A 21,128-nucleotide genomic window follows, 5' to 3' on the forward strand; every position below is an offset into this window, starting at 1 on the left:
GCGCGCTCAAACCAGGCGGATACGGGCGGCCTGATAACGTTTGAGGCCGGACTCATTCTGCCAGAACAAGCTCGTGAAAAATCCTCGGCCCGTGTTTGTTATCTATCCTGCGGGTGAATCCCATTTTCGTGGCCAGGCCGTCCATGGCCAGATTGGCGGAGGCGTCCATTGACGAGATTTTGCTGAATCCCTTGCGGGTCGCTGTATCAATAAGATGACGCATCAGGGCAGTGGCCACACCCTGGCGCTGCCAGCGCTCACACACTGCTACAGCAAACTCGCAATGCGCGTCACTCTCAAAAGCCCCGTAACGTGCAACGCCGATTTCAACAAGTTTGCTGTCTTCGAGGACCAGCGCGATGTAGGCCACGCGGTTGCGCAAGTCGGTGTCCATCAGTTGGTCGTGGACCTGCGTCAGTTCGCTGAAGGTTCCCAGAAATCGAAAGTGCGGAATGCCCTTACCCAGATTGTTGAAGAACGTGAAGTCGCGGTCGCGATCCTTGTCCGCCAACTCGCGAATCAGCATCGTCGTTCCATCCCGTAACGTCTCGACCCAGTAATAGCCGGTCAGGTCCTCGATTTCATCATCGAAGTGCTTGGTGTTTGCTTTATGGGACATAAGAAGAACTCCGGCTGATCGATAGGATTGCTCATTGAGCCTAGTCTCATCAGCGCGCAGCAGGGTTAATACCACTTCGCTGACAGGATTAAGAGACGGCCGGTCGCGTTAACGACTGACGGCGCTCAGGAAGAGAGACTGAAGCGAAACTGCAGCAAGGTAATCCACCGAAAAACCGGCTCTATAACCCATGCGCACTCCCGCGCAGCGTCCCGTCAAGTGATCAGCAGATGGTTTTCTACGTGCTTGACGCCAGGTACCGCCCAGGCGATATGTTCGACTGCTTTGCGTTCACGCCATCGGTGAACGGTTCCTTCAAGCTTGACCTGATCACCGTCGGCGCAGATGCGGATCCTGGTCGGGTCCAGTTCAGAGCTTCTCGCCAGCGCTTCCTCGATAAGCCTCTTGATGTCTTGAATGTCGACCTTGGATCTTATGACCAGCAGATTGTCGAGGCCCACGACACCGCCCAGTTTCTGTATCGCGTTTTGCGCCGCCTCTTTCGATGGCCGTATCGCTTTCTTCGGTCAAGCCAAGGTGGATATTGCAGGCACGTTGCCGCTGCGCCGCTACAGCGCTCGACTGATGGACACCGCGCATAGACCGGCAGGGCGCCTGTCCTTTGATCTTCGCTATTTGAGCCAGTCGGAGTGGGCCGCTGAGGAGGCCGCCCGACCGGGTTGGAGCCCGGCGGCCATGCAAGCTTTCGCGCAACATCTGTCCATCACGATGACCGATGAGGTCTCATCTCTATTTGCCGCAATGCATGGCGAAGCAGGAACTCACTGGGAGGGAATTCAATGATGTCAGAGGCCTATCGAGCGTTCGAGACGCTGACGCAGAATAAACGTCTGAGCGTATCCGAACTGCGGCAGATGCGACCTGTACAGAGCAGTAGCCAGGACGGACAACAGGTTTATCACGACCCTGTTTCCGAGCTGGTTGCCCAGGATGTCCATCATCTGATCATGTATCACATGCCTGGTGACTTGCGAACGAGGTTCGTCAGTGCGGCAGTACCGTCACTGGACCCTGGCCTGCGGGCCATTGCCAATAGCAATCCGGCCGCGGCGGGGTTCTACGCGAGCCTCGCAGTTCCCTTTCTGACTGCGCTCTATGGCACGGACCGCAGTCATCCGGACGGGCGCCTGCTCAACAGCCGTCGGGCGTCGCGCAAGTTGGGTATCGAGTTGCAGAGAGAGCAGGTTTTTCAGGAGCAGCAGGAGCAGCTGTTTCGCTACCGCATGGCCAGCTACTTCCCGCGTCTGCAGCTCTACCTCGACGATCAGGCCAACCAGGCAGATGATTATCTCGACTACATTGACGCCGTGTCCAAGGCATGGTCGGAGTCGGTCGACGAGCAGTTTGATGCAACTGACCCTGTTACCAGAACCGATCGCAGTGTATCGCTTGAGAACGTGAAAAAAGCTGCGCGCAAGGCCCAGCGCGGAGCCTTCTGGGCGTGGGCGCTGTTTCGCGAGCTGCTCGAGAACGTGCCGGCAGAGTTTGGCCCTCGGACATCGACCGGAGATGCGCGGCCCGAAGATGCTGCAATACGTATCAAACAGTCAGTCATGCTGCTGGAGGCGCTGGATCCGAGCAAATACTTCTCCAAGCGTTATCTGGATTACCTGAACAGTTATACGACCGTCGTACAGTTGGCCTCCAACGTCGATCTTGACCAGAACGCCGACCTGCTGACTGATTATGCCCGGGCGGCGCTGCAGCAGTTCGCGCTGATACACAGCACGGCTGAAAGCCAGCATTTGCGCGAAGCAGCCGATATCGCCCGGCATCTCGTGCCAGGTACCGCCAGGACGGCTCGTAAAGATCCTCTTCACCAGATACTTCACGCAGCTCGGACGGCCGCAGCGAAACTTGAAGGGCGTGACTTCATTGCGGCGATAGAGGCCGCCGTGATGAAGCTGACGGGGGCCAAAACCGAACCCTGGCTTGCTACCGTGCAGGCGCGTCAAATCCTTCTGGCGCTGCTCAAGGGGTCGGTGGGGGCTGCCGCGATTGGACTGGTCGTGTCAGGCGGAATCAAACTGGACGGCCTTGCGGAGCAACGCGGCCAGCGGATCCTGCAAGGCATTGTGGTGTCGTTATCGCAATCCTTTGCAATGATCATGCGCGGCGCTACCTACGCAGGTGGCTTCTTCTTCGCGCAAGGGACGGTCCTTTCAAGCCTTGGCCACACTTGGGCGCAGTGGAAGGTGTTCGATGCGCAGGCTGTCTACTCTCGCGGGTTTGCGGGGTGGATTTTGCGCGAGAAGGGCGGCGTGCTCCCGGCTACAGCGCATTGGCGAGAACATGTGCGTGCCCTTCAGATGCCCGGCGGGCGTTACGATTACGGCCATGACAGCAAGACGATTTCGCGCCTGTTTGGTCGTAATCTGGACGAGTTCATGGCCTATCGGGTGGGCGCGGTTGTCGGGGCAATCAGTCTTTGGTTCGCTATCTCATCTTTACGCAACGCTTCGGAGCCCCTGGACATTGCCGCGGCTTCCGTCTCTGTGGCCGGGGCTTCTTTCGGCGTGATCGGCGCCGCTGGCGGGTGGGTATTTTCAGCAATTGGTCATTTCACTACGGCAGGACGGGTGGCATCCTTCATGTCGAGCCTGGCGTTCGCAGCGACGATTGTTGTCGTGGCGTTAGTGGTTGTCCGGATTGTATGCAAGCGTGATAGCAGCCAGTCCGAGCTACGCAAGTTCGCCCAGACCGAGGCAAAGGAAGCTGGCCTTTACATGCCACTGGGTGGCGCTATTGAATATTTCGCTGCGGCGGAGTCTGGCGACGGCGTCACGATCAGGGCCTCGAGTGACCAGTTCCTGCACATCGCACAGAATGGTGAGGTAAGCCTGGTCTCGAAGCCGGCCTTAGGGGGCGACATGATCTGGATCAGGCTCGCAGCCAACGGCGACACGCAACTTCTCTCTGGTGGGAATCAGCAGGCCCAGGTCTGGACCCTGATCGCGGCGGCAAAAGGCGTTTCGACACGACTTATTGATCCTGTGAAGGACGCGGTATTCTGCTGGAAAGTGGAGGTAAAGGGCGAGCCTGTCTGGAGCGATGACCCGTTGCCAAGCGCTACCCTTCGTTCAGCGCTTGTTGAAATCGCCGTCGCGGGGGGGGCTTCGCCTTTGTACCTGGCAGTCCGCGAGGGCAGCCTTGTACTCGAGACGACTCCGGACCGATGGTTGATGGAGTCTGTGGTGCCCGCTTGAGCACAAGCCATGTCGCTCGGAGGGGGAGGCGCGGTCACTGTTAAAGCTTTGGTCAAATGGCTACCATCGTCGCGAATTTTATCGAAAGGACTCAGTTGTGCCGGGTGTTGATTGGCGGGCGATAACCAGATGGACTCAGAGGCTTGGCAGGCGTGGCTTTCCCTTCATGGTCCTGCGCTCCCGGCGCACGGCCATGGGGCATGTTCGTGCCGCGGCCCGCGCCGCGATGTTTGCTCACCTGCCACTCTGGCAGCGCTGGCCGCTGCGTAGTGTCATGACATTGCTGTGGCCTGTTGGCGCGCTGTTGGAAACCCGACGCTGCCTGTTTCAGGCGCCCGCGGACGGACGCGTCCATGGTAAGTGGCAAACAGTCCGCCAGGGCTTTCAGATGTGGTGGCTGGCAATGTTGCACAACGTTCCGCCGCTGGAGTTCAGTAGCTATAACCTGGCCCGTAAGAGCCATAGAGCATTGGCCGCTGATTATTTCTACTGGTGCGAAAACGACCTTCTGCGAGCACTGAACACCCGTCGCCGCGCCAACATCGACGATGTCCAGGACAAGGCACGTTTTGCTGAAATCTGCAGGCTTCACGGCTTACCTTGCATTCCCACACTGGCGGTCTTTCGCCGGGGCATGCGCGAGGGTGAGTACCCTCAGCTGCCAGCGGATGAGCCGCGGCTATGGATTAAAGACCTGGCCGGGAAACAGGGCAGTGGTACACAGCAGTGGCAACTGGATAACGGGGTCTATCAGGATTCTGCCGGACGCAGCCTGACGCCGGCCCGACTAGCGCAACATCTGCTCCAGCGCGATTGTATTGTTCAGCCTTGGTTGAGCACCCATCCGGCACTCGCAGCGCCGGCTAACGGGCCGCTGGTTGTCGTGCGTGTCGTCACCGGAATACTGCCCTCAGGCGATGTTCATCGGGTTGCCTGTATGCTGAGCATGCCCAATGGCAGGCACCGTCCGATTCTCTGCGCCATTGACGACGACACATGTCAGGTCAGTCGCATCCTCAGCGTGGACGGATCTGCCGCACATTCTCATCCGGTTTCTGGCCACACCTTCGTTGGTATGCGAGTCCCTCATTGGCACGCGTGTATTGAACTGGCCTGCAATGCTCATCGTCTTGGGTTCCAGCGCTTCGCCTTTCTTGGCTGGGATGTGGCTATCACCGCCGACGGCCCGCTACTGGTCGAGACCAACGCTGGCTGGGGAGCGATGCATCACCAGATGATCGAGGACAAGCCGTTGGGCGATACGCCTTTCGCGACCATCGCTATGGCGCACCTGGAGTCACCGCCGTGCGCCTGATCTGCGGTTTTTTAAATCTTGACGATCAGCCCGCCGATGAATCGTCCCTGGAAACCATGCTCCAGGCGATGATCGAACCCGGTCTGACACCGCATGTAGCTCGCTGGGCGTCGGGTCAGATGGCCATGGCGGTGCTGGACTTTCGTGACCCGCTCGGCGCTTTGCGGCAAAGCGCCGATGGCCTGGTCATGGCGGCTGATGCGCAGATCCATGAGCCTCACTGCACGGACCACACATCCTTGCTGGCGGCGCTGGGAGCGCAGAGTATCGCGCCGCTCGGCAAGCTTATCGGCGAGTTTGCCGTCGCGGCCTGGGACCCGGGCACCGCAACATTGACCTGTGCTCGGGACGGCATGGGTGTGCGGCCTCTGTTTTTCTCCCATCAACCGGGTCGAATATTCGCGTTCGCGTCATTGCCGCGCAGCCTCCATGTGACCGGTATTGTGGAGCGGCGCCTGGACAGCGACTTCCTCATGAGCGAGCTGTTGGGGGCAATGCACGGCCCCCAGCGTTCGTTGTTTCAGGGCGTCGAGCGAGTAGCAGCGGGGGAGCGGCTTCAGGTGTCCTCCCGAGGGCTCGAGCGTGAACGGCATTGGCAGCTGGAACGCAACGCTGGCGGACGCTACGAAGGCAGCCCTGAACAAGCTGTCGAGCACATGAACTTATTACTGAGAGAGGCAGTGCAGTGCCGCTTGCCTGCCAAGGGGCCTGTTGCGACGCATCTGAGTGGTGGTTTGGACTCATCGTCCCTGGCTATTCTTGCGGCTCGCTATTTGCGTCAGACAGGCCAACCGCTACTGGGGTACTCGTTCATGCCCAGCCGGATAGAGGGCCAGGATCTGCAGGGGGAAGCGGATTATGTCAACGCCGTTTTGCAGCAAGAACCGGACATCGATTCTCGTCCGATACGCATCGACGACCCCGTCGGCTTTCTGTTTCCACACATGGACTGCGATCTGCCTTACCCGGCCAATGCGACCAACCCGGAGATCCAGGTGTGTATCGACGCTGCGGCGGCCGGCACGGATACGGTGTTATCTGGCTGGGGAGGCGACGAGGGCGCGACGTTCAACGGGCGTGGCGTTCTGGCGCAGGCCTTGTTTGAAGGGCGCTGGGGCTATGTGGCGGACGAAGTGCGGGCGTTGGCCCGAACTCGCGGGCTTCCCGTCAGTCGACTGATACGTGGCGAACTGCTTCCCTATCTGCTGCCCGGCGCTGTGCTCAAGGAAATCCGCCGCAGGCGAGGTAAAAGTCGCATGGGGGGCATTGATTCACTTTTAGCCGAGCGACCCGTCGAGCTGGGCAAGCCCATCCGCATGGGCCGTAACGCGGTCGAAAGTCGTTGGCAACTGCTGGCTGAACAGACTCACCTGATGCGCAGAATGGAGCAATGGGCGCTGATCGGCGCTCGTCATGGCATCGCCTTTACCTTCCCGATGCTCGACCGTCGGGTACTCGAACTGGCCTGGTCGCTGCCCGGCACGCATTTCATTCGCGGCGGCTGGAAGCGTCGTGTCATCCGCGATGCCATGGCTGAGGTGCTGCCAGAGAAAATCCGCTGGCGCCACGATAAGCTCAGCCCTTTTCCCGAGGTGCTGGTGTTGCAGAGCCTGCACCGTGATGCGCTGTTGGCCTGGATCGATGAGTTGCGAGGGCACGCGCTTATCTGCGAGCTATTCGACCTCTCGGCGATTCGCCAACGCATCGAGCGCTTGCCGTCGCCTTCAATGGCACGGCAGATGGCAAAAGCCGAAGATCACGTGCGCATGGCTACGGCGGGGAGAATCATTCCAATGCCTTTGATTCATGCCCTGGCCTATATACAGCAGCACCACTGATATGCCCTACAGGTAGCCCAGCTTTTGCATGAGTGGCTGATGGGTATCGACGATACGCTGCGCCTGCGCAGGGGACAGGACATCGGACCAGGCGCCTGCACGTCCGGAGCGAAAGAACGGCGCGGTGGAGCCCTGGAGACGCTCGTGAAACCCCGCGTCGCGTTCCTGTTTCTGCAATTGATCGAACGCCGAAAAACGCACCGCACGCTCCACCACATCGCGGGTCATTTGCAGATCAAGAAAATCAAGGGCTGCGGTAAAGGTATCGACCGGCTGGGCCAGCAGATCCTCATAGCGCAGCATCTGTAGCGGCATATCCGTTTGCTCAAGCCAGCTGCTGACATGCTCGGTCCAGTTGCACAGGACATCGTCGAAGCGATTGACGTAGTGCTTGATTTGCAGCGGGGCAGTGGTGCTGCTCCGGTTGATATGCATGACTCCCTGGTCCAGGGTGCAGCCATAGTGATGGGCCAGTGACACGGCAACATCTCGCGGATCACGCACCACATACAAGGCTCGCATGGATGCATCCCGACCAAAAATCGGCTCGTGGTCGTGGTTCAGTCGATAGTTGTCGTGAGTCTTGACGAAGCGACGCCCAGACTGCTGTGCAAGCATTTGTCTGGTCCAGGCAGGTCGCAACAGATCGACTTCGTGACGCAGTAACAGGCTGCTGTCGATCAGGGTCATCTCTTCCATGGCCACCCTGTTCACCAACGGGGCGGCAGGCAACGGCACATCATTGATGTCTACCGGCTTCTCGTCGGCACACAGCAAGTTGGCCAGTAACAGCCGTAGCCAGGTATTGCCCGATTTCGGGAAGGATGCCAGCCATATTGTCTGCCGATCCGCAGTCATTGCAGGTGCTCCAGCAGCAATCGAGTATCGTCTGCCAACTGCTCGAAGCTGGGGTGGCGGTCAACGCACAACACACGTGTTTGGGAGAGCAAGGCGGCAATCTGTTTGAACGACTGGCCTTGATGACCGAGCTGGGTTGCCAGCGGTCGGCAGTAAATGCTGTTCATTAACGCCGCCATCGCGTCTGCCGATCGCAACGGGTAGATTTTTGCTGCAACCGGCTGGCCGATATCGCGCAACACCACGACAGTCTTCAGCGGCAGGGGATCAGAAGGGATGGCGATGGCCGGTGCAACATGGAACTTGCGCACACCTTCACGAACTGCCGGGCCTTGTCGGCCGGTCAGGTGAAAGTGTTCGATACTGTCGAGCCAGAGTTGATGACTACGGCCATCGGGCATCAAGCGTGGCTGACCACTGGCGTCAGCCTGGATAACAGAGACGTCGTCGCCTAGCAACTCGCAGCCTGCGACGCACAACGATGCGATAAGCGTTGATTTGCCAACTCCGCTGGGACCGCAAAGGGCGATAGCCTGACCACCCAGGGATACCGCACCTGCGTGCAGGGTCAGCAGCTTGCGTTGGTGCAAGAGGGCCGCCAGGGCGGTACTCAGTAAAAAGGGGATGGCGTCAGCGTCTGTAGCGTGACCTTCAAGCTCAAATCGGACTTCAGCGCCCGCGCAGATCATGAAACGGACGATTCCCGGAACCCGGAACAAAACCCGGCCTTCGCTGGCCTGCCAATTGGCGCCGCCATTTTCGTTGCGCAAGGGGAGTGGAACGAGATCCCGACACACGCGAACATCCACGTTCCCGCGCAATGCTTGTGCTGGCGCAAGGGGAAGCTGAAGTTCGGAATCTACAAGTAAGCCGCAGACCTGGTAGATAGACAAACGCATGCCTTGGTTCGGTAATTGAGCCAGCTGTTTATTTTAGTGCCGGTAGCGCTACAGGCGGGTCAGGATGCAGGGCCGATACTGGGGCTGAACTCCGAGGGATCCACGCTCTTGACCCCCTCCGTAATGCTTTTGACGCTTTGATCCTGCAACTCAGGTGTGACCCACGTTTTCTTGGCGGGTGAGGACTGTAGCGAGCAGGATTGGGTTTCGTCGTGAGAAGGCATGAGTCAGGGTCCCTTTGACAGAAGGCGTGGCGATGGCGAATGCTTCGCCGCAGAAACGCTATGCAGGTTATATGATTGCATTTTGCTGTTCAAGGCTGATAGCCACCCCGGCGGGTTGCCATGCCATACGCAGGAAGGGCGTGGCCGTTGCGGTTACAACGAAGCCCAGGCGTTGATAGAGCCGTTGCGCGCGCGCATTGTTCACCTCCACGCTCAGGCTGACGCCTTTGCCGAGGTCCCGAGCGCTGGATTGGACGCCCTCGATCAGCACGCGGCCCAGGCCGCGCCCGCGGGCCTCTGGCAGTAAGGAAATATCCACTATATGGACCTGCGTCGGCGTCTGTGACAGATACAGCCTTCCGATAGGCCGATCGTCATGCTCGACGATGGCAAAGTCCTGATGTGCATAGGTCGCATAGTGACGATCCTGTGCCTGAAACTGAGTGGCGAGAAACGACGTTCTCATCGCCGCAGGCCACTCGCATATGCCTGGTTCCGTTTCACGTACCGCAACGAAAAGCCGTTCCAGGAACGGCTTGTCGCTATCGGTTGCCGCTCGCAGCACCAAGCCTGCCTGTACCCATTGCAGTGGGCACGAGGTGGTTATTGGCAAATCGCTGGACATGGCTGATCTCAAGCTGACACTGGATAAGTGCCTTCGTAGCAGATGAAATAGGAAAGCACCAAGGCCGGTTGGCGGTTCTCATGCGACTGCGTGACGTTCTGAGCGTCACCGCCGGTCACGCCCAACGTCCGGCCAGCCAGTTGTGCTGTGACAGGCTGCCCTGTCACGAATGCGCGGATAGCGAAGTTAGTAGGAGTCGCAACCTTCACTGGCCGCATGAGTCTCGACGACCCGTTGGCACTTGGTGCTGACGACGTGTCCGTTGAGAAGTTGACGCTTGCTGGCGTCGGTTGAACCAATTGCAATTGATGGTTGTGAACTGGGAGCTGAAGAGCGGTCAGGGTTACGGTTTCAGCGCCTGACTGATTGCCCAGCGCACGCGCCGTCAGACCCGTCCCCGTGCCCATCCCTACCAAGGCCTGGCCCTGGAGGTTTGGCACCCCGAAGGTCTGCAACGCGACCCCGCCATACTGGTTGCCCAGCAGCGCATAAAGCGCTTGATATTGTTGAACATTCACCAATCTGCCATCACACGGCAGCCACCCATCGGGTACCCTGTTTGCGAGATACGGATAAGCCCTGACTTCACCAATAAAAGCATCCATAGCTGTACCGTCCTTAGTTCGAAGTGGGAAAGAGGCCGCGCGTTGCGATAATGAACCTCAGCGCCACGGTGGGCATCATGTTCGCGTGCGGCATGCCTGAGCCACTGTTGGTAATGGACGTGTTAGCGAGATTGATCCCGGTCCCGGCGACGTTAGCATTCAGGTATTGAATCACCGGCGGTTGAGTGTTGGCCAAAGTGACTGAATTGGATGGCGTTGAAACGGTCGCTGTTACCCCCGCAGTATTGAATGTATGCGTGTGGGCCGGTAGTTGATCCGGGATCATGGTCACCGTCTCCGTTCCGCCTTTGGATCCCAGGGTGTAGTTCGTCAATCCCACACCCTGACCCTGGCTTATCATTAAACGCCCTCGCAAGTCCGGAAGGCCGAAGTTGGCAACGCCGTCTCCACCATAGAGGGTGCCTAGCAACGCATACAGCGCTTCATTGCCATTAATAGGCAACACCGAACCGTCACAGTCGTGCCAGCCTTCGGGAACGACCGAAGTGGCCATTGTGCGAATTTCACCTACGTAGCAATCAACCATGTGCTTCTCCTTAAGCGAATTGCGGGTAAAGTCCGTCCTGGACGGCAATGCAGGCAATGAGAGTCATGTAGGGCTGCATGTTGGGATGCCCTTGACCCAGTCCAGTCGAGGTAATGGTGGTGCTGGCCAGAGCAGCCGTCGGGTTAGCGGGGGGCGTGCCGTATATATTCACGTCAGGCGTATTTGCATTAGGTGCTGGTGTGGTGTAGACGCCTTCATTGGTAGGGGCGGGAGCAGTGCCGTTGACGGTCGCTACCGCCACGCCATGGTTGTGTGCGGGCATTTGTGCGACGGTAATGGCGACGGTTTCTGCACCCAGGGGCTTGCCTACGGTGTTGTAGTCAGCTTTGGTTGGCAGGGCGCTCCAGCCCATGGGTGTTCGACCGCGCAAATCGGGTATTGCGAAGGTCGTTTTGCCGTCGCCGCCATAAGCAGTACCGATCAATGAAAACAGCGCCGCATAATTCCTGAGGTTCAGCTGCGTGCCGTCACAAATATGCCACCCAGAGGGAATTCTATTGTAGGGAAACCAGCGTATATCGCCGAGAAAGAAATCTGACATGTACTGCTCCTGTCCGTAGATTCAATGATGTCCAAATACACAGCCCGGAAATTGCTATTTACCGGTTGCACCTTAGGCTGCACATTAGTATTTACAACGGCAGCATCGCGCTGGCAAGCGCTGTTTTTTGACGCTTCAAAAAATAGTCCGCGGCAACATTCGCTTTCCCCTGGCCACTCCGCAGACCGCTGTAGGCGCGCGCTTCAAGGGCGCACTGGCTTGTGTGCCTGCACGCGATTAGGTAGTATGTTCAGCGCTCAAGCGACCCCGTACCGCCATATATAAGAGGGTGGGAATGCACACGCAGGTCACGCCGACTGTTATTTCTTCCGCCTGTTTTTCCGCTCATAAGCGTTGTCTTATTGCCAGACAGTGTGCCGGGATACATACCCATAAACGAATTTTCTGTTTGGTTATATTAGGGTTTGCGTGATCAACTACCTTATTTGCGGCCTGTCTGTCAGTTCCGAGTTGCTGTTGCCAGGTCACTCAATAGTGGAAACCGCTTCTGCAGAGGTTAACGTACTGCGTGGACAGGTGCCTGCGCCGTGTTCGAATGAACATACCAGTACGCCTTATCAGTTTATTGGCGATTCAACGGTACTTTTCCGCGCACCAGGCGTTGTTCGATTTCAGATCATTGATGGCAAAGAAATTTTATTCGAACTCGAGGCGTTCGGCAGCGACGAACAAGCCGTATCGTTCTTGCTGAGCACAGTGATCGGCATTGTCCTGCATCAGCGTCAGTTGATGGTGCTGCATGCGTCGGCTGTCATGGTGGATGGTCAGGCACTGGCCATCTGTGGGCCAAGCGGGGCTGGCAAGTCTACGCTTGCAGCTGCGATATGCCAGGCCGGTGGTCATTTTGTCAGTGACGATATTTCGGTCATTTCCAGAGAAAGCGTAGGCGGTTATTCAGTGCGCCCCGATGGCCGTCAGCATCGTTTGTGGGCTGACAGCATTCAGCAGCTCTCTCTAGCAGGACGCAAGACCGAGGTCGTTCGCGCGGGCTGGGACAAGTTTCATGTCGAGCCAGCGGACAATGCTTTGCCGGTTGCGGTCCCTTTAAAGGCCGTGATTGTCCTCTGTCCAGCGAGCAGTCCGTCCCCGGCAACCCTTTCACGTTTGTCTCCTGCTGACGCCGTCGCGCTGCTGGATCGAAATGTATTTCGCAGGCAGCTAGCTGAACGCATGGGACGGTCCGCACAATTATTTGCGCAGATTGCAGGTTTGATCGCCGACGTGCCGGTTCTGCGGTTTGAAAGGCTGGCCGACTTCGCGCGAATTCAAGATGACGTACGGCAGGTACTGAATCAGCTGGAGCGTTGTAAATAACCCTCTGTTAGCTGAAAATCACTCGCTCATTCGAGCGTTACCGGCTCGTTTATTGTTTGGAGCAGGGATTTTGACAATGGAAGGTAAAAGGTTTCGCAACGGCGTTTTTCAACGTGCCGAAGGTTTGCTCGCCGCCGAGGCGGGTGAGGATCTATTGATGATGAACGTCGAACTTGGGCGTTATTTCAATCTGAATTCGGTCGGTGCACGGATCTTTGCCCTGCTCGAGCAGCCCATGACCCAACAGGCCCTGGTCGCAGCGCTGACCAATGAATATGAGGTTAGCGAGCAGGTAGCGTTTGACGAATTGGAAACCTTTCTCGGGGTTCTGTATGAACGTGGCCTGGTGACGGTCAGTGATGGCCCGGCCAACTGATCACTGGCGACTGCCGGGTGGGGACCGCTGGCTGACCCTGGAAGCCGCCGCCGCGCTGCTATTTGCGGCGATTGCAGTGCGCACGTTACCCTTTCGCTGGATCATCAAGTGGTCAGGTTCCGCCGCTAAAAGCCTGCAGCACAGCGATGTGTCCCTGCACCCGATCGCGCATTCTGCTTTACCTGGTCAGATAGGCAACGCCGTGAAGCGGGCCGCGCGTCACTTGCCATTGACCTTGCTTTGTCTACCTCAGGCACTTGCTGCTAACTGGATGTTGCGTCGACGCGGCGTGGCCGCGAGCCTGCATTTTGGTGTGGCCCTTTGCGAGGGCCCGGTGCGTCGAATGCGCGCGCATGCCTGGCTGACGGTTGGTCAGCAGTCGGTAATCGGTGTTGCGGGCAGTCAGGCATTTGTCGAAGTGGCGCGCTTCAGTGACGAGGCACCTGACCGGTCACCTGAGTCATAGCCCTTGCGACGTCACGGCAGGATGACCCGGTCGGTCAAGGCAAGTCGGAGCTTTACGCCTCAGACTTAAGGTCTGCAGACTGACCAACCACTGCCACATCACTGGCATAAAGCAAACCCACCATCAGCGCGCCGTGCAACGCGAAGCCATAGAAAGGCTGGTAGTAATCGAATAGCCCGAAACTCAGCAGCGTGAGCAAAACCACTGCGGCCCAGCCACGGCCAGGCGTACCTCGGGCAAGCCAGGGCCGCCACAAGGCAAAAGCCAGCGCCATGAAACTCACGGTGCCAAACAGGCCCAGCTCGGACAGCAAGCCCAACAACAGGTTGTGAGCGTGCAACTCGCCGCGCAGAAAGCGGCCGTCTGCGAAGTCCGGGATCAGGAACTGGAACACGCTAGGCCCGAGACCAAACAGCGGTTCACTGAGCCAGGCTTTCCATGCGGCTGCCCAAATGTAGGGACGGCCCAGGGAAAAGGCAGTGAAGACGCTTTCATTGGATGCGCTGGTCAGCTCTGCGTAGCGGCTGTGAAGAGTGAATGTAATCAGCGCGATGAGCACCAGGCAGGCGAGCACCGCCAATCGGCGCGCATGACGATTAGCGCGTAGATGCCAGAGTCCAGCACCGGCCAGCACCAGCAGGCCCAGTATCGGATTACGAGCACCGCACAATAGTAGTGCGATCAGGCAACCCAGCAGAGCCACTGCCGCAGAGCGCCAGCTGTATACACCCAGACGACACAGTTGCAAGGTCATCGCCAGCGACATCACCGCCGTTGCGCCGAACAGCGCCGGGTGTTGGTACAAGCCGGACGAGCGGGGCAGGTATTGATCCAGGGTTTCCTGCGTGTAGAACAGCAAGGCAAGACTTCTTGCGCCGCTGATGTCCAGCTGAACGACGATACTTAACAGCAGGCCAAGCCATAGCAGGATCATCGTGGCGCGGGCGGCGGCGCGGGCAACGATCGGAAAAGCCAGCGACAGGTTAAGCACACTCCAGAGCATCAAAAGTTCCAGGGCGTAGCGGGGCGCAAATTGCAGGGCGATGGCGCGATGCCCGGAGGCAAGCGCCGAAACCGCCACCGAGGTCAGGCACAGGCCAATGGCGGCCGCCGGCCAACGCAATACAGGGGGAATGCCATGATGCCAAAGCATCCAGGCGCAACTGCCGACTACGAATACCCGCAGCAACATTGACCCCAGCGACAGATTGACCCCAAGCCCGTGGCCGATGACCACTTGTTGCAGTGAAAAAGCCAGGTAGACACAGACACAGAGCAGGACCAGCCAGCTCGGCGGTTGCTGCGCATTGAGCCCGCTATCACGCATTCCTGCGCGATCCGGCACGACGTTGAGCGATGGATCTGAGCTTGGCAAAGGTCAGCAGAAAGAAGTAGGCAGCGTTGGTCCGCACATAACGCCACAGCAGCCGACGCGGTTCGAGCACCAGGCGGAAAAACCACTCCATGCCAATGACCTGGACCCAGCGCGGAGCGCGTGGCAGTTTGCCGGACAGCACGTCAAATGAACCGCCAACTCCCATGCCGATTTTCACGCCAAGTTCTGGCCAGTGCTTTTGCAGCAGCAGTTCTTTTTTCGGGGAGCTCATGCCGATGAAAAGCAGGTCTGCGCCACTGGTGCGAATCGACTCGACGACACTGGCTTCTTCTTCAGGCCTGAAATAACCATCCCGCGCACCGACGATGCGTAATCCCGGATAGCGCGCCCGCAGATGGTCAGCCGTCAGCGCCACCACATCGCGCCGAGCCCCGAGGAGGTAGACCGAGGCCCCGGTTTCAGCCGCCAGAGCGCACAGGTCGCCCAGAAAATCGATACCGGCACGACGGGGTGGCGCGGGTACACCCAGCACCTTTAGCCCCAACGAAATACCGGCCCCGTCGATATGAACGCGCTCGGCATCATTGAGCGCTCTGGCCAACACCGGGGTGCTGCGTGCGTCGACCAGTTTGGCAACGTTCAAGCCCTCCACACGCAGGCGTCTTTCTCCGCGCAGTGCGTGTCGAGCGTCTTCAAGCAGCTCTTGTGGAGTCAGCAGGTCGAGTGGACAGCCAAGAAAGTCGATGCGATGTTGAGCGACCGGGTTATTCATAACGGATCCCTACTGCGGAATGGGGTGTTTGCGGCAGGCTTCGTAGCGTGGCTCCGCACAGTAGCCAGAAAGCTCCCGTACCAGAAACCGCCAGCATGTGCTCGGATGTCATCAGGGTAGGAGCGATGCCCAGTGTTAGCCAGAACATGGCCAGTGACGCTGGGTCGCGATGTTCTCGGTAGCCACGCCAAAGGGCGCGCGCAAGATTGCCATAGAACGTCAGAAACAGCAGTGCGGCAGGCAGCCCCAGCTGAAACGCAATACTGAAAATTGCACCTTCTCCACCGCCGATGGAGGTTGCACCTTGTTGCGCGGCGATGGCGCCTTGCTGACCCAGGCCAGCACCGAGCAGAACGACTCTCGATACTTCTCGCAGGTTTTTTTGCAAGGCCATCCAATGGCCTACCGTCGAGCCATCAGCCAGTTGGAGACTGAACTGCACGATACTGTAAGAGGCAAGCACAATGATCCCACTGGCACAGATCGTCATCAGCAGGCGAGTCTTGCGACCGCGAAAGAGTGTCGAACTGGTTGCCATGTAACCGACCAGGGCCAGGCTGGCGGCCAGCATGCCGGCACGGGTACCGGACATCCAGATGCCGATAAACATCACCAGGCATGAAGCCATTCCCAGCCAGCGCGCACGGCGTTCAAGGCAAGCAACGCCGGCTAGCGCCACGACCGCGAGAAACAGCCCTTGGGCCAGCGGGGAGGCAAGCAAGCCAGCGGCCCGGCGATCAAGCTCGGTATTGGCGTAGAAGTTCCACGGCAGACCGGTGTCAGGGTTGGCGCCTATCAGCAGGCCTTTGACGTTGAGCATGTAGCCCGGAAAATCCAGAGTATCGACCCAGAACTCGGTATGTTGTTGTTCCCAGGCACCAAACCCGGTGCTGGCGATGCCCAATATCAGCAGCAAATAGATGGCGCGTGTCAGTTGCCAGCGCTGACGAACACAATAGAACCCCACCAGGAAAAACAGCATGGGGATGATCAGGGTACCGAACGAGCCCAGCAAAACGCCGCGCGTGACACCGCCGCGGTTCCACAGCAGATAAACAGCCGCCAGGCCGCCATAGGCCAGTATCGGAACGAGCAGGCGCGACGGGATTCGTACGCTCAGGAGACAGACCGAGGCCAGGACAACGACCAGCAGATCGCGTACGTTGCGCATGAGTCCGATGGCGGGCCAGCTTCCGCCGTCATACAGCCACGCACTGACCAGATCGCCCAGATGCATCCAGACCAACAGGATCAGCAACAGCCTGAACCTCATTGACCAGTTCCCTGATCGGAGCGGGTACGTGCCCGATGTTGACGCCAGCGTTGCAGCTCGCCGATCAGTCCGAGCCCCAGCAGTCTGGTCACCATGCGTTTGAGCAGAGTCTTGAGGCGATCTTTGCCATCCCAACCGACTCTTTCGATCCACTGATCTACGGCGGCTACGGTTGCCGGCTCGGCCGGCGCTACGGGCGACAACCCCCGTTGTGACGCGCGCCTGGCGACAAGCCACACGTTATCGGCCAGCGATTCCAGCGGATGACGACCACAGGAGACAACCTGCAAGCCTGCGGCCTGGGCGAGTCGGCTCAGGGTGTCTGCGCAGAAATAACTCAGATGGGCTGGATGGATAAACAACCGGGTGCGCCAGTCTGCCATCAGATCCGGTACTTCGATCCACAACTGGCCATCAGCCCGCAATGCACGGGCTGCCTGTTCCATAAATCCCCTCGGATCAATCAAGTGCTCCAGCACATGGAACGCGACCACGGCATCGAGGCTGCCGGCTTCCAGACTCGCCAGTGAGTCAGAAAACTGCACCGAAGCCTTCCCCAGCAGAGCCTCTCGATTGACCTGATCCGGTTCGCTGGCCGTGAGTTGCAGATCAGGCCGCAACACTTGAGCCTCGCCTAAAAAGGCTCCAAAACCCGAGCCCATTTCAAACAGGTGCGCTCCTGGTGGTAGCGTCGGGACAATTAACGACAAACGATCGCGGGCAACTGCCCGATCGCCACGCCAGGCAAAGAATCGGTCCCGGCTCAGCCACGGCACTTCGGCGGGAAACAGCTGACGATAACGTTCTTCGTAGAACCTCGACAGGCCGGCCTCGGTAAACCCTGGCGCAAGGTAGACCCCGGCGCAGTAACCGCAGCGGCGCAACTGTTGGCCAGAGTCGGCATACACTTCCTGCCAGAAATGCCGTTGAGACTCGCTGCTGGCACACAGGCGACATTGGCCCGAGTCCGCTGCCAGCCCCCACTGATCACGGGAATCAGGCATAAAATCTCCGATACCAGAGCGCTACGGACAGTGCCAGCCACAAGGTGCTGTGCTGGTTTTCGCTGGACAAGCGGGTCCTGAGGCTGTCGACATCGAGAAAAGCCGACAGCTCGGCAGGCAAATCCTCGAGCAGTTCCCGCCACGGCAGCCGCCCGACCAGAAACTGCTCCGCGTGACCGAAGCCCACCGTTTTCGGTGTTTTGACGATGTTTTGCGGTAGCTGCTTCTGGAAGGCGTCCCTCAGCAGGGCCTTGGAGCGGCCTTCGCCGATTCTGGTCAGCGCCGGTGTGGCGAAGGCGCGCTCGACCAGACGGTGATCCATGAACGGACTGCGCAGCTCGATGCCCGCGCTCATGCTGTTGCGATCAGCCATGCGCAGGGCCATGGGCAGCAGGTTTTCAAGCTCGTCCTGACGCAACCGGCTTTCCAGGTCGCCCTGCATTCGCTCTCTTATTGCCTGCAAACGGTGCTGCTGGGTGTGCCAGAGCGTTTCACTCATCAAAGTGACGCTGGGTCGCTGGCGCCGCAGTAACGAGCTGATAACGGGTAAAGGCATGTCCCACACCAGTCGGTTAAGCAGCAGGCTGGGAGAAAAAGTGCGGTGTTTCAACAAGCGGAGCATCTGCAGCCATTGACCTGCCCTGAAGGCATCCCGGGTGGCCAACGCGTGATAACGGCCGATGTAGCCGCCGAACAGCTCGTCAGCACCTTCACCGGACAGCACCACTTTGAAACCCTGTTCACGAATGCAGCGGTAGGTCCTGAAACCGGCGATGGCCGAAGGGGTACTGAACGGCTCGCCCTGGGCGCTGACCAGACTCATCAATTCATCAGCTGTGGGGGTCGGCGAAAAACGCAGCACATGATGCAATTCAGGCCGTCCGCTGGCGTTCATCAGCGAAGCTGCCGTCGCCGACTCATCGAATGCCGCCTGCTCGCCATGTGGATAGCCATAGGTGAATACGCCGCCCAGTTGCTGGCGGGGCCGCTGGCTGGCGTCCAGGGCAACACGGGTAATGATGGAACTGTCCAGCCCGCCAGACAGCAGGCTGGCGACCGGCACATCAGCCTGCAGGCGCAGGCGCACAGCGTCCTCAACCAAGGTACGCGCCTCGTTGGAGGACAAGGGCTCTGCACTGCCTGATTCAGGCCAATGATGGTAAGGCGCAGTGCTTAATCGTCCGGCACGGCTCATACGACACACCTGACCAGGCGGCACGGCCTGAACGCCTTCGAAGAAGGTGGCAGTGCCTTGCTCGGAAAAACCCGAAATCAGGAAATCGAACAGTTTTTCCGGATTGGGTGCCGGGTAGCCACCGCGCATGACTGCAATTGCACTGATCTCGCTGGCCAATGTCAGTTGCTGACCGTCGTGATGCAGGTACAGCGGTTTGACCCCCAGTCGATCGCGGCAGTACACCAGATCCCCACTGGAAGCGTCCCACAGCACCAGAGCCCACATGCCGTTACAGCGGGCGAACAGACCTTCGCCCCATATACGCCATCCGTGCAGCAGGACTTCGCTGTCACCATCGGTGGTGAACACGCAGCCCAATGCACTCAGTTCTTCGCGCAACTCAACGAAGTTATAGATAGCGCCGTTGAATACCAGAGTCGTACCAGTGACGGGGCAGCGCATGGGTTGTTCGGCGGCGCTGCTGGTGTCAAGGATAGCCAGTCGGCAATGGCCAAGCAGGGTCGCAGGAGCCTGCTCTACCATGAGCAGGCCCTGCGCATCAGGGCCGCGCAGGGCAAGGGTCGTGAGCGCCCGGCGGGTTCTTTGCTCCAGGTCGCTGCGCGCACTGAATGCGCGTACCGCGATCAGGCCGCACATCGAAGAGACTCCACGCGCTTCATGGGCATGTATCCGCATTGCGCGCCGGTACATAGCAAGGCACCTGGCGCAGCAGGCCAAACAGGGCAGGGAGCAATAGTGCGGCAGCCAACCCTGCTGACCCGCTTGCCGCGCCAATCGCGCAGGCTGGCAATGACAGCGCCAGCGCAGCCCAGCCCCAGAGACCGAAACGTAGTCTCAGCAGTCTCAGCAACCAGGTCAGCATGGCGAGCATGCCCAATAATCTGGCCCCTGCCAGGTAGTCTGCCGAGCCGATCCATGCCGCGCAGATCTGCAGCAAAGCACTGCAGATCATTCCCGCCATCAGTACTCTCAACAGTGGCTTTTCCTGACGGGCGCCGATCAGTGAGGTGGCGAAAAAACCGCTGGATGCCGACACCCCCCAAGCCAATACGAGCGTGGCTGCCGGTGCAAGCCACTGGCGTTGCTCAGCAAGCATCGGCAGATCCTGAAGGAGTATGCCGATCAACAACGCCACGACCGTTGCCCACATGAGCAATGACGCCGAATTCACGATTTTGCGCTGTCCTTGCGGTGTATCAGCTCCAGGCAGCAGCAATCGCGCAAGCTGGGCTTGTATCCCGGAAAGCCCGCTCATGATGTGATTCAGAATCAACAGAAGCGGCAGAAATCCCGGCGCCAGAGGAGCCAGCAGAAAGGGGGTGAGACGGTCATGCAACGTGCCGCAGATGCCGATCAGCGACAGGTGAAGCGCTGCACCTATCTGACCTTTGCCAGCCTTCGGTAACCATAACGATAAATGCCGGCGACTGCAGGCAAGACTGGTCAGTGCCTGGGCCAGATAGCCAAGGCTAAACGCAAGCCCGGCGGTGGCCGCCGGCGACAAGCCTGACTCGGCAGGCAACAGCCACCAGATCAACAATGCACTCGGCCAGGCCACTTGAGCGACCAGCAAGCCCGCCAAACTGCGGCCTTCGGCAATCATGGGTGAAGAGTAATTGACCAATGCGAACAGGCAGGCAGGAATGGCCCAGAACAGGTAGTCACGACCGGCCCCGGTGCTGCCCCACACCTGCCATCCCAGCGTGACGACGGCCAGCAGCACGAGCGTCGCTAACAGCCGATGCCCCAGGGCATAGCGCCAGGTGTGCTGCCAGTTTATCGAACTGCGGACTTCACGCAGGAACAGTGACGAATAGCCTAGGTCAGCAAGGAAAATGAGGGTTATCAGCGCCAGATGGGCCAGCCCGGCCTCGCCGTATTGCGAAGGCCCCAGCTGATCCAGCAGAAGCAGTTGGAACACGAAGTTGGCAACCTGACCGCAAGCGTAAGCCAGTGCAGCGAACAGCAACGACTTGTCGACTGCCCGGGCTTCGGGGGAGAGCGCATGTGGATCCTGGGCGGGTTGCGCAAGTGGACGCATAGCGCCGG

Annotated in this window: 21 protein-coding genes; 7 read left to right on the top strand and 14 right to left on the bottom strand. The window is 59.1% G+C overall.

The annotated features are described in order from the left end of the window. Window positions 1–52 precede the first annotated feature (52 nt). Both BUB69_RS02590 and BUB69_RS02595 read right to left on the bottom strand, forming a co-directional pair. Window positions 53–619, bottom strand: coding sequence for a GNAT family N-acetyltransferase (locus tag BUB69_RS02590; protein WP_073162143.1), 567 nt, complete (start codon window positions 617–619; stop codon window positions 53–55). Window positions 620–834: 215 nt separating this feature from the next. Continuing rightward, window positions 835–1,080 (bottom strand): BON domain-containing protein, encoded by a 246-nt coding sequence (locus BUB69_RS02595; protein WP_245825247.1) that lies wholly within the window; start codon window positions 1,078–1,080, stop codon window positions 835–837. A gap of 339 nt (window positions 1,081–1,419) precedes the next feature. Here BUB69_RS02595 and BUB69_RS02605 point away from each other — a divergent pair, with 339 nt between their 5' ends. The 3 genes from BUB69_RS02605 (at window position 1,420) to BUB69_RS02615 (ending at window position 6,999) form a co-directional block, all read left to right on the top strand. Continuing rightward, entirely contained in the window at window positions 1,420–3,846 is a 2,427-nt protein-coding gene (locus BUB69_RS02605) for a hypothetical protein (protein ID WP_073162145.1), read from the top strand. A 166-nt stretch (window positions 3,847–4,012) separates the two neighbouring features. Further along, window positions 4,013–5,161, top strand: coding sequence for a sugar-transfer associated ATP-grasp domain-containing protein (locus BUB69_RS02610; RefSeq protein WP_073162146.1), 1,149 nt, complete (start codon window positions 4,013–4,015; stop codon window positions 5,159–5,161). Next, a complete protein-coding gene (locus BUB69_RS02615) occupies window positions 5,152–6,999 on the top strand; it encodes an asparagine synthase-related protein (protein WP_073162147.1) in 1,848 nt (615 codons plus the stop codon). Before BUB69_RS02610 ends, BUB69_RS02615 begins: the two co-directional genes overlap by 10 nt. Before the next feature lie 6 nt (window positions 7,000–7,005). Here BUB69_RS02615 and BUB69_RS02620 read toward each other — a convergent pair whose 3' ends face one another. Both BUB69_RS02620 and BUB69_RS02625 read right to left on the bottom strand, forming a co-directional pair. After that, entirely contained in the window at window positions 7,006–7,857 is an 852-nt protein-coding gene (locus BUB69_RS02620) for a sulfotransferase domain-containing protein (RefSeq protein ID WP_073162148.1), read from the bottom strand. Continuing rightward, window positions 7,854–8,447, bottom strand: a complete 594-nt coding sequence (locus tag BUB69_RS02625; protein ID WP_141121804.1) for a hypothetical protein — start codon at window positions 8,445–8,447, stop codon at window positions 7,854–7,856. Before BUB69_RS02625 ends, BUB69_RS02620 begins: the two co-directional genes overlap by 4 nt. 54 nt (window positions 8,448–8,501) lie before the next feature. On the opposite strand from BUB69_RS02625, the gene BUB69_RS28385 reads away from it, so the two are divergent. Further along, a complete protein-coding gene (locus BUB69_RS28385; protein ID WP_141121805.1) occupies window positions 8,502–8,726 on the top strand; it encodes a hypothetical protein in 225 nt (74 codons plus the stop codon). 321 nt (window positions 8,727–9,047) lie between these two features. On the opposite strand, the gene BUB69_RS02630 is transcribed toward BUB69_RS28385, so the two are convergent. The 4 genes from BUB69_RS02630 to BUB69_RS02645 are packed head-to-tail and all read right to left on the bottom strand — an operon-like array spanning window position 9,048 to window position 11,319. Next, window positions 9,048–9,605 (bottom strand): GNAT family N-acetyltransferase, encoded by a 558-nt coding sequence (locus tag BUB69_RS02630; protein ID WP_073162150.1) that lies wholly within the window; start codon window positions 9,603–9,605, stop codon window positions 9,048–9,050. Between the two features lie 8 nt (window positions 9,606–9,613). Next, window positions 9,614–10,210 (bottom strand): phage tail protein, encoded by a 597-nt coding sequence (locus tag BUB69_RS02635; RefSeq protein ID WP_073162151.1) that lies wholly within the window; start codon window positions 10,208–10,210, stop codon window positions 9,614–9,616. Window positions 10,211–10,223: 13 nt separating this feature from the next. Next, window positions 10,224–10,757, bottom strand: coding sequence for a phage tail protein (locus BUB69_RS02640; protein ID WP_073162152.1), 534 nt, complete (start codon window positions 10,755–10,757; stop codon window positions 10,224–10,226). Window positions 10,758–10,767: 10 nt separating this feature from the next. Continuing rightward, window positions 10,768–11,319, bottom strand: a complete 552-nt coding sequence (locus BUB69_RS02645; protein WP_073162153.1) for a phage tail protein — start codon at window positions 11,317–11,319, stop codon at window positions 10,768–10,770. Window positions 11,320–11,814: 495 nt separating this feature from the next. On the opposite strand from BUB69_RS02645, the gene BUB69_RS02650 reads away from it, so the two are divergent. The 3 genes from BUB69_RS02650 to BUB69_RS02660 all read left to right on the top strand — a co-directional run bounded on the left by BUB69_RS02650 (window position 11,815) and on the right by BUB69_RS02660 (window position 13,496). Then, the gene (locus BUB69_RS02650; RefSeq protein WP_141121806.1) at window positions 11,815–12,654 is read left to right on the top strand and encodes an ATP-binding cassette domain-containing protein; all 840 of its coding nucleotides are present in this window, start codon (window positions 11,815–11,817) and stop codon (window positions 12,652–12,654) included. A gap of 76 nt (window positions 12,655–12,730) precedes the next feature. Next, entirely contained in the window at window positions 12,731–13,030 is a 300-nt protein-coding gene (locus BUB69_RS02655) for a PqqD family peptide modification chaperone (protein ID WP_073162155.1), read from the top strand. Next, entirely contained in the window at window positions 13,014–13,496 is a 483-nt protein-coding gene (locus BUB69_RS02660) for a lasso peptide biosynthesis B2 protein (RefSeq protein WP_073162156.1), read from the top strand. The genes BUB69_RS02655 and BUB69_RS02660 overlap by 17 nt, the downstream gene beginning before the upstream one ends. A gap of 52 nt (window positions 13,497–13,548) precedes the next feature. Here the strand turns inward: BUB69_RS02660 and BUB69_RS02665 are convergent, their stop codons facing one another. The 6 genes from BUB69_RS02665 to BUB69_RS02690 are packed head-to-tail and all read right to left on the bottom strand — an operon-like array spanning window position 13,549 to window position 21,120. Continuing rightward, the gene (locus tag BUB69_RS02665) at window positions 13,549–14,823 is read right to left on the bottom strand and encodes an O-antigen ligase family protein (protein WP_073162157.1); all 1,275 of its coding nucleotides are present in this window, start codon (window positions 14,821–14,823) and stop codon (window positions 13,549–13,551) included. Continuing rightward, window positions 14,816–15,604, bottom strand: coding sequence for a WecB/TagA/CpsF family glycosyltransferase (locus tag BUB69_RS02670; RefSeq protein WP_084537028.1), 789 nt, complete (start codon window positions 15,602–15,604; stop codon window positions 14,816–14,818). The genes BUB69_RS02665 and BUB69_RS02670 overlap by 8 nt, the downstream gene beginning before the upstream one ends. Further along, window positions 15,597–16,877: an O-antigen ligase family protein gene (locus BUB69_RS02675; protein WP_073162158.1), complete on the bottom strand. Its 1,281-nt coding sequence runs from the start codon at window positions 16,875–16,877 to the stop codon at window positions 15,597–15,599. Before BUB69_RS02675 ends, BUB69_RS02670 begins: the two co-directional genes overlap by 8 nt. After that, on the bottom strand, window positions 16,874–17,881 hold the full coding sequence (locus BUB69_RS02680; protein ID WP_073162159.1) for a class I SAM-dependent methyltransferase: 1,008 nt from the start codon (window positions 17,879–17,881) through the stop codon (window positions 16,874–16,876). The genes BUB69_RS02675 and BUB69_RS02680 overlap by 4 nt, the downstream gene beginning before the upstream one ends. Beyond that, window positions 17,874–19,715, bottom strand: a complete 1,842-nt coding sequence (gene asnB / locus BUB69_RS02685) for an asparagine synthase (glutamine-hydrolyzing) (protein WP_073162160.1) — start codon at window positions 19,713–19,715, stop codon at window positions 17,874–17,876. Before asnB ends, BUB69_RS02680 begins: the two co-directional genes overlap by 8 nt. Before the next feature lie 19 nt (window positions 19,716–19,734). Next, window positions 19,735–21,120 (bottom strand): hypothetical protein, encoded by a 1,386-nt coding sequence (locus BUB69_RS02690; RefSeq protein ID WP_084537029.1) that lies wholly within the window; start codon window positions 21,118–21,120, stop codon window positions 19,735–19,737. Window positions 21,121–21,128: the final 8 nt, after the last annotated feature.

This window comes from Pseudomonas asturiensis, from assembly GCF_900143095.1.
Taxonomy (GTDB): Bacteria; Pseudomonadota; Gammaproteobacteria; order Pseudomonadales; family Pseudomonadaceae; genus Aquipseudomonas; species Aquipseudomonas asturiensis.

Bases quoted from the DNA above. Each gene is read 5' to 3' on its own strand.
- BUB69_RS02665 (WP_073162157.1), bottom strand. From the start codon at position 14,823: ATGCGTGATAGCGGGCTCAATGCGCAGCAACCGCCGAGCTGGCTGGTC.
- BUB69_RS02635 (WP_073162151.1), bottom strand. From the start codon at position 10,210: ATGGATGCTTTTATTGGTGAAGTCAGGGCTTATCCGTATCTCGCAAAC.
- BUB69_RS02590 (WP_073162143.1), bottom strand. From the start codon at position 619: ATGTCCCATAAAGCAAACACCAAGCACTTCGATGATGAAATCGAGGAC.
- BUB69_RS02690 (WP_084537029.1), bottom strand. From the start codon at position 21,120: ATGCGTCCACTTGCGCAACCCGCCCAGGATCCACATGCGCTCTCCCCC.
- BUB69_RS02670 (WP_084537028.1), bottom strand. From the start codon at position 15,604: ATGAATAACCCGGTCGCTCAACATCGCATCGACTTTCTTGGCTGTCCA.
- BUB69_RS02640 (WP_073162152.1), bottom strand. From the start codon at position 10,757: ATGGTTGATTGCTACGTAGGTGAAATTCGCACAATGGCCACTTCGGTC.
- BUB69_RS02630 (WP_073162150.1), bottom strand. From the start codon at position 9,605: ATGTCCAGCGATTTGCCAATAACCACCTCGTGCCCACTGCAATGGGTA.
- BUB69_RS02620 (WP_073162148.1), bottom strand. From the start codon at position 7,857: ATGACTGCGGATCGGCAGACAATATGGCTGGCATCCTTCCCGAAATCG.
- BUB69_RS02680 (WP_073162159.1), bottom strand. From the start codon at position 17,881: ATGCCTGATTCCCGTGATCAGTGGGGGCTGGCAGCGGACTCGGGCCAA.
- BUB69_RS02610 (WP_073162146.1), top strand. From the start codon at position 4,013: ATGGTCCTGCGCTCCCGGCGCACGGCCATGGGGCATGTTCGTGCCGCG.
- BUB69_RS02675 (WP_073162158.1), bottom strand. From the start codon at position 16,877: ATGAGGTTCAGGCTGTTGCTGATCCTGTTGGTCTGGATGCATCTGGGC.
- BUB69_RS02605 (WP_073162145.1), top strand. From the start codon at position 1,420: ATGATGTCAGAGGCCTATCGAGCGTTCGAGACGCTGACGCAGAATAAA.
- BUB69_RS02655 (WP_073162155.1), top strand. From the start codon at position 12,731: ATGGAAGGTAAAAGGTTTCGCAACGGCGTTTTTCAACGTGCCGAAGGT.
- BUB69_RS02645 (WP_073162153.1), bottom strand. From the start codon at position 11,319: ATGTCAGATTTCTTTCTCGGCGATATACGCTGGTTTCCCTACAATAGA.
- BUB69_RS02660 (WP_073162156.1), top strand. From the start codon at position 13,014: ATGGCCCGGCCAACTGATCACTGGCGACTGCCGGGTGGGGACCGCTGG.
- asnB (WP_073162160.1), bottom strand. From the start codon at position 19,715: ATGTGCGGCCTGATCGCGGTACGCGCATTCAGTGCGCGCAGCGACCTG.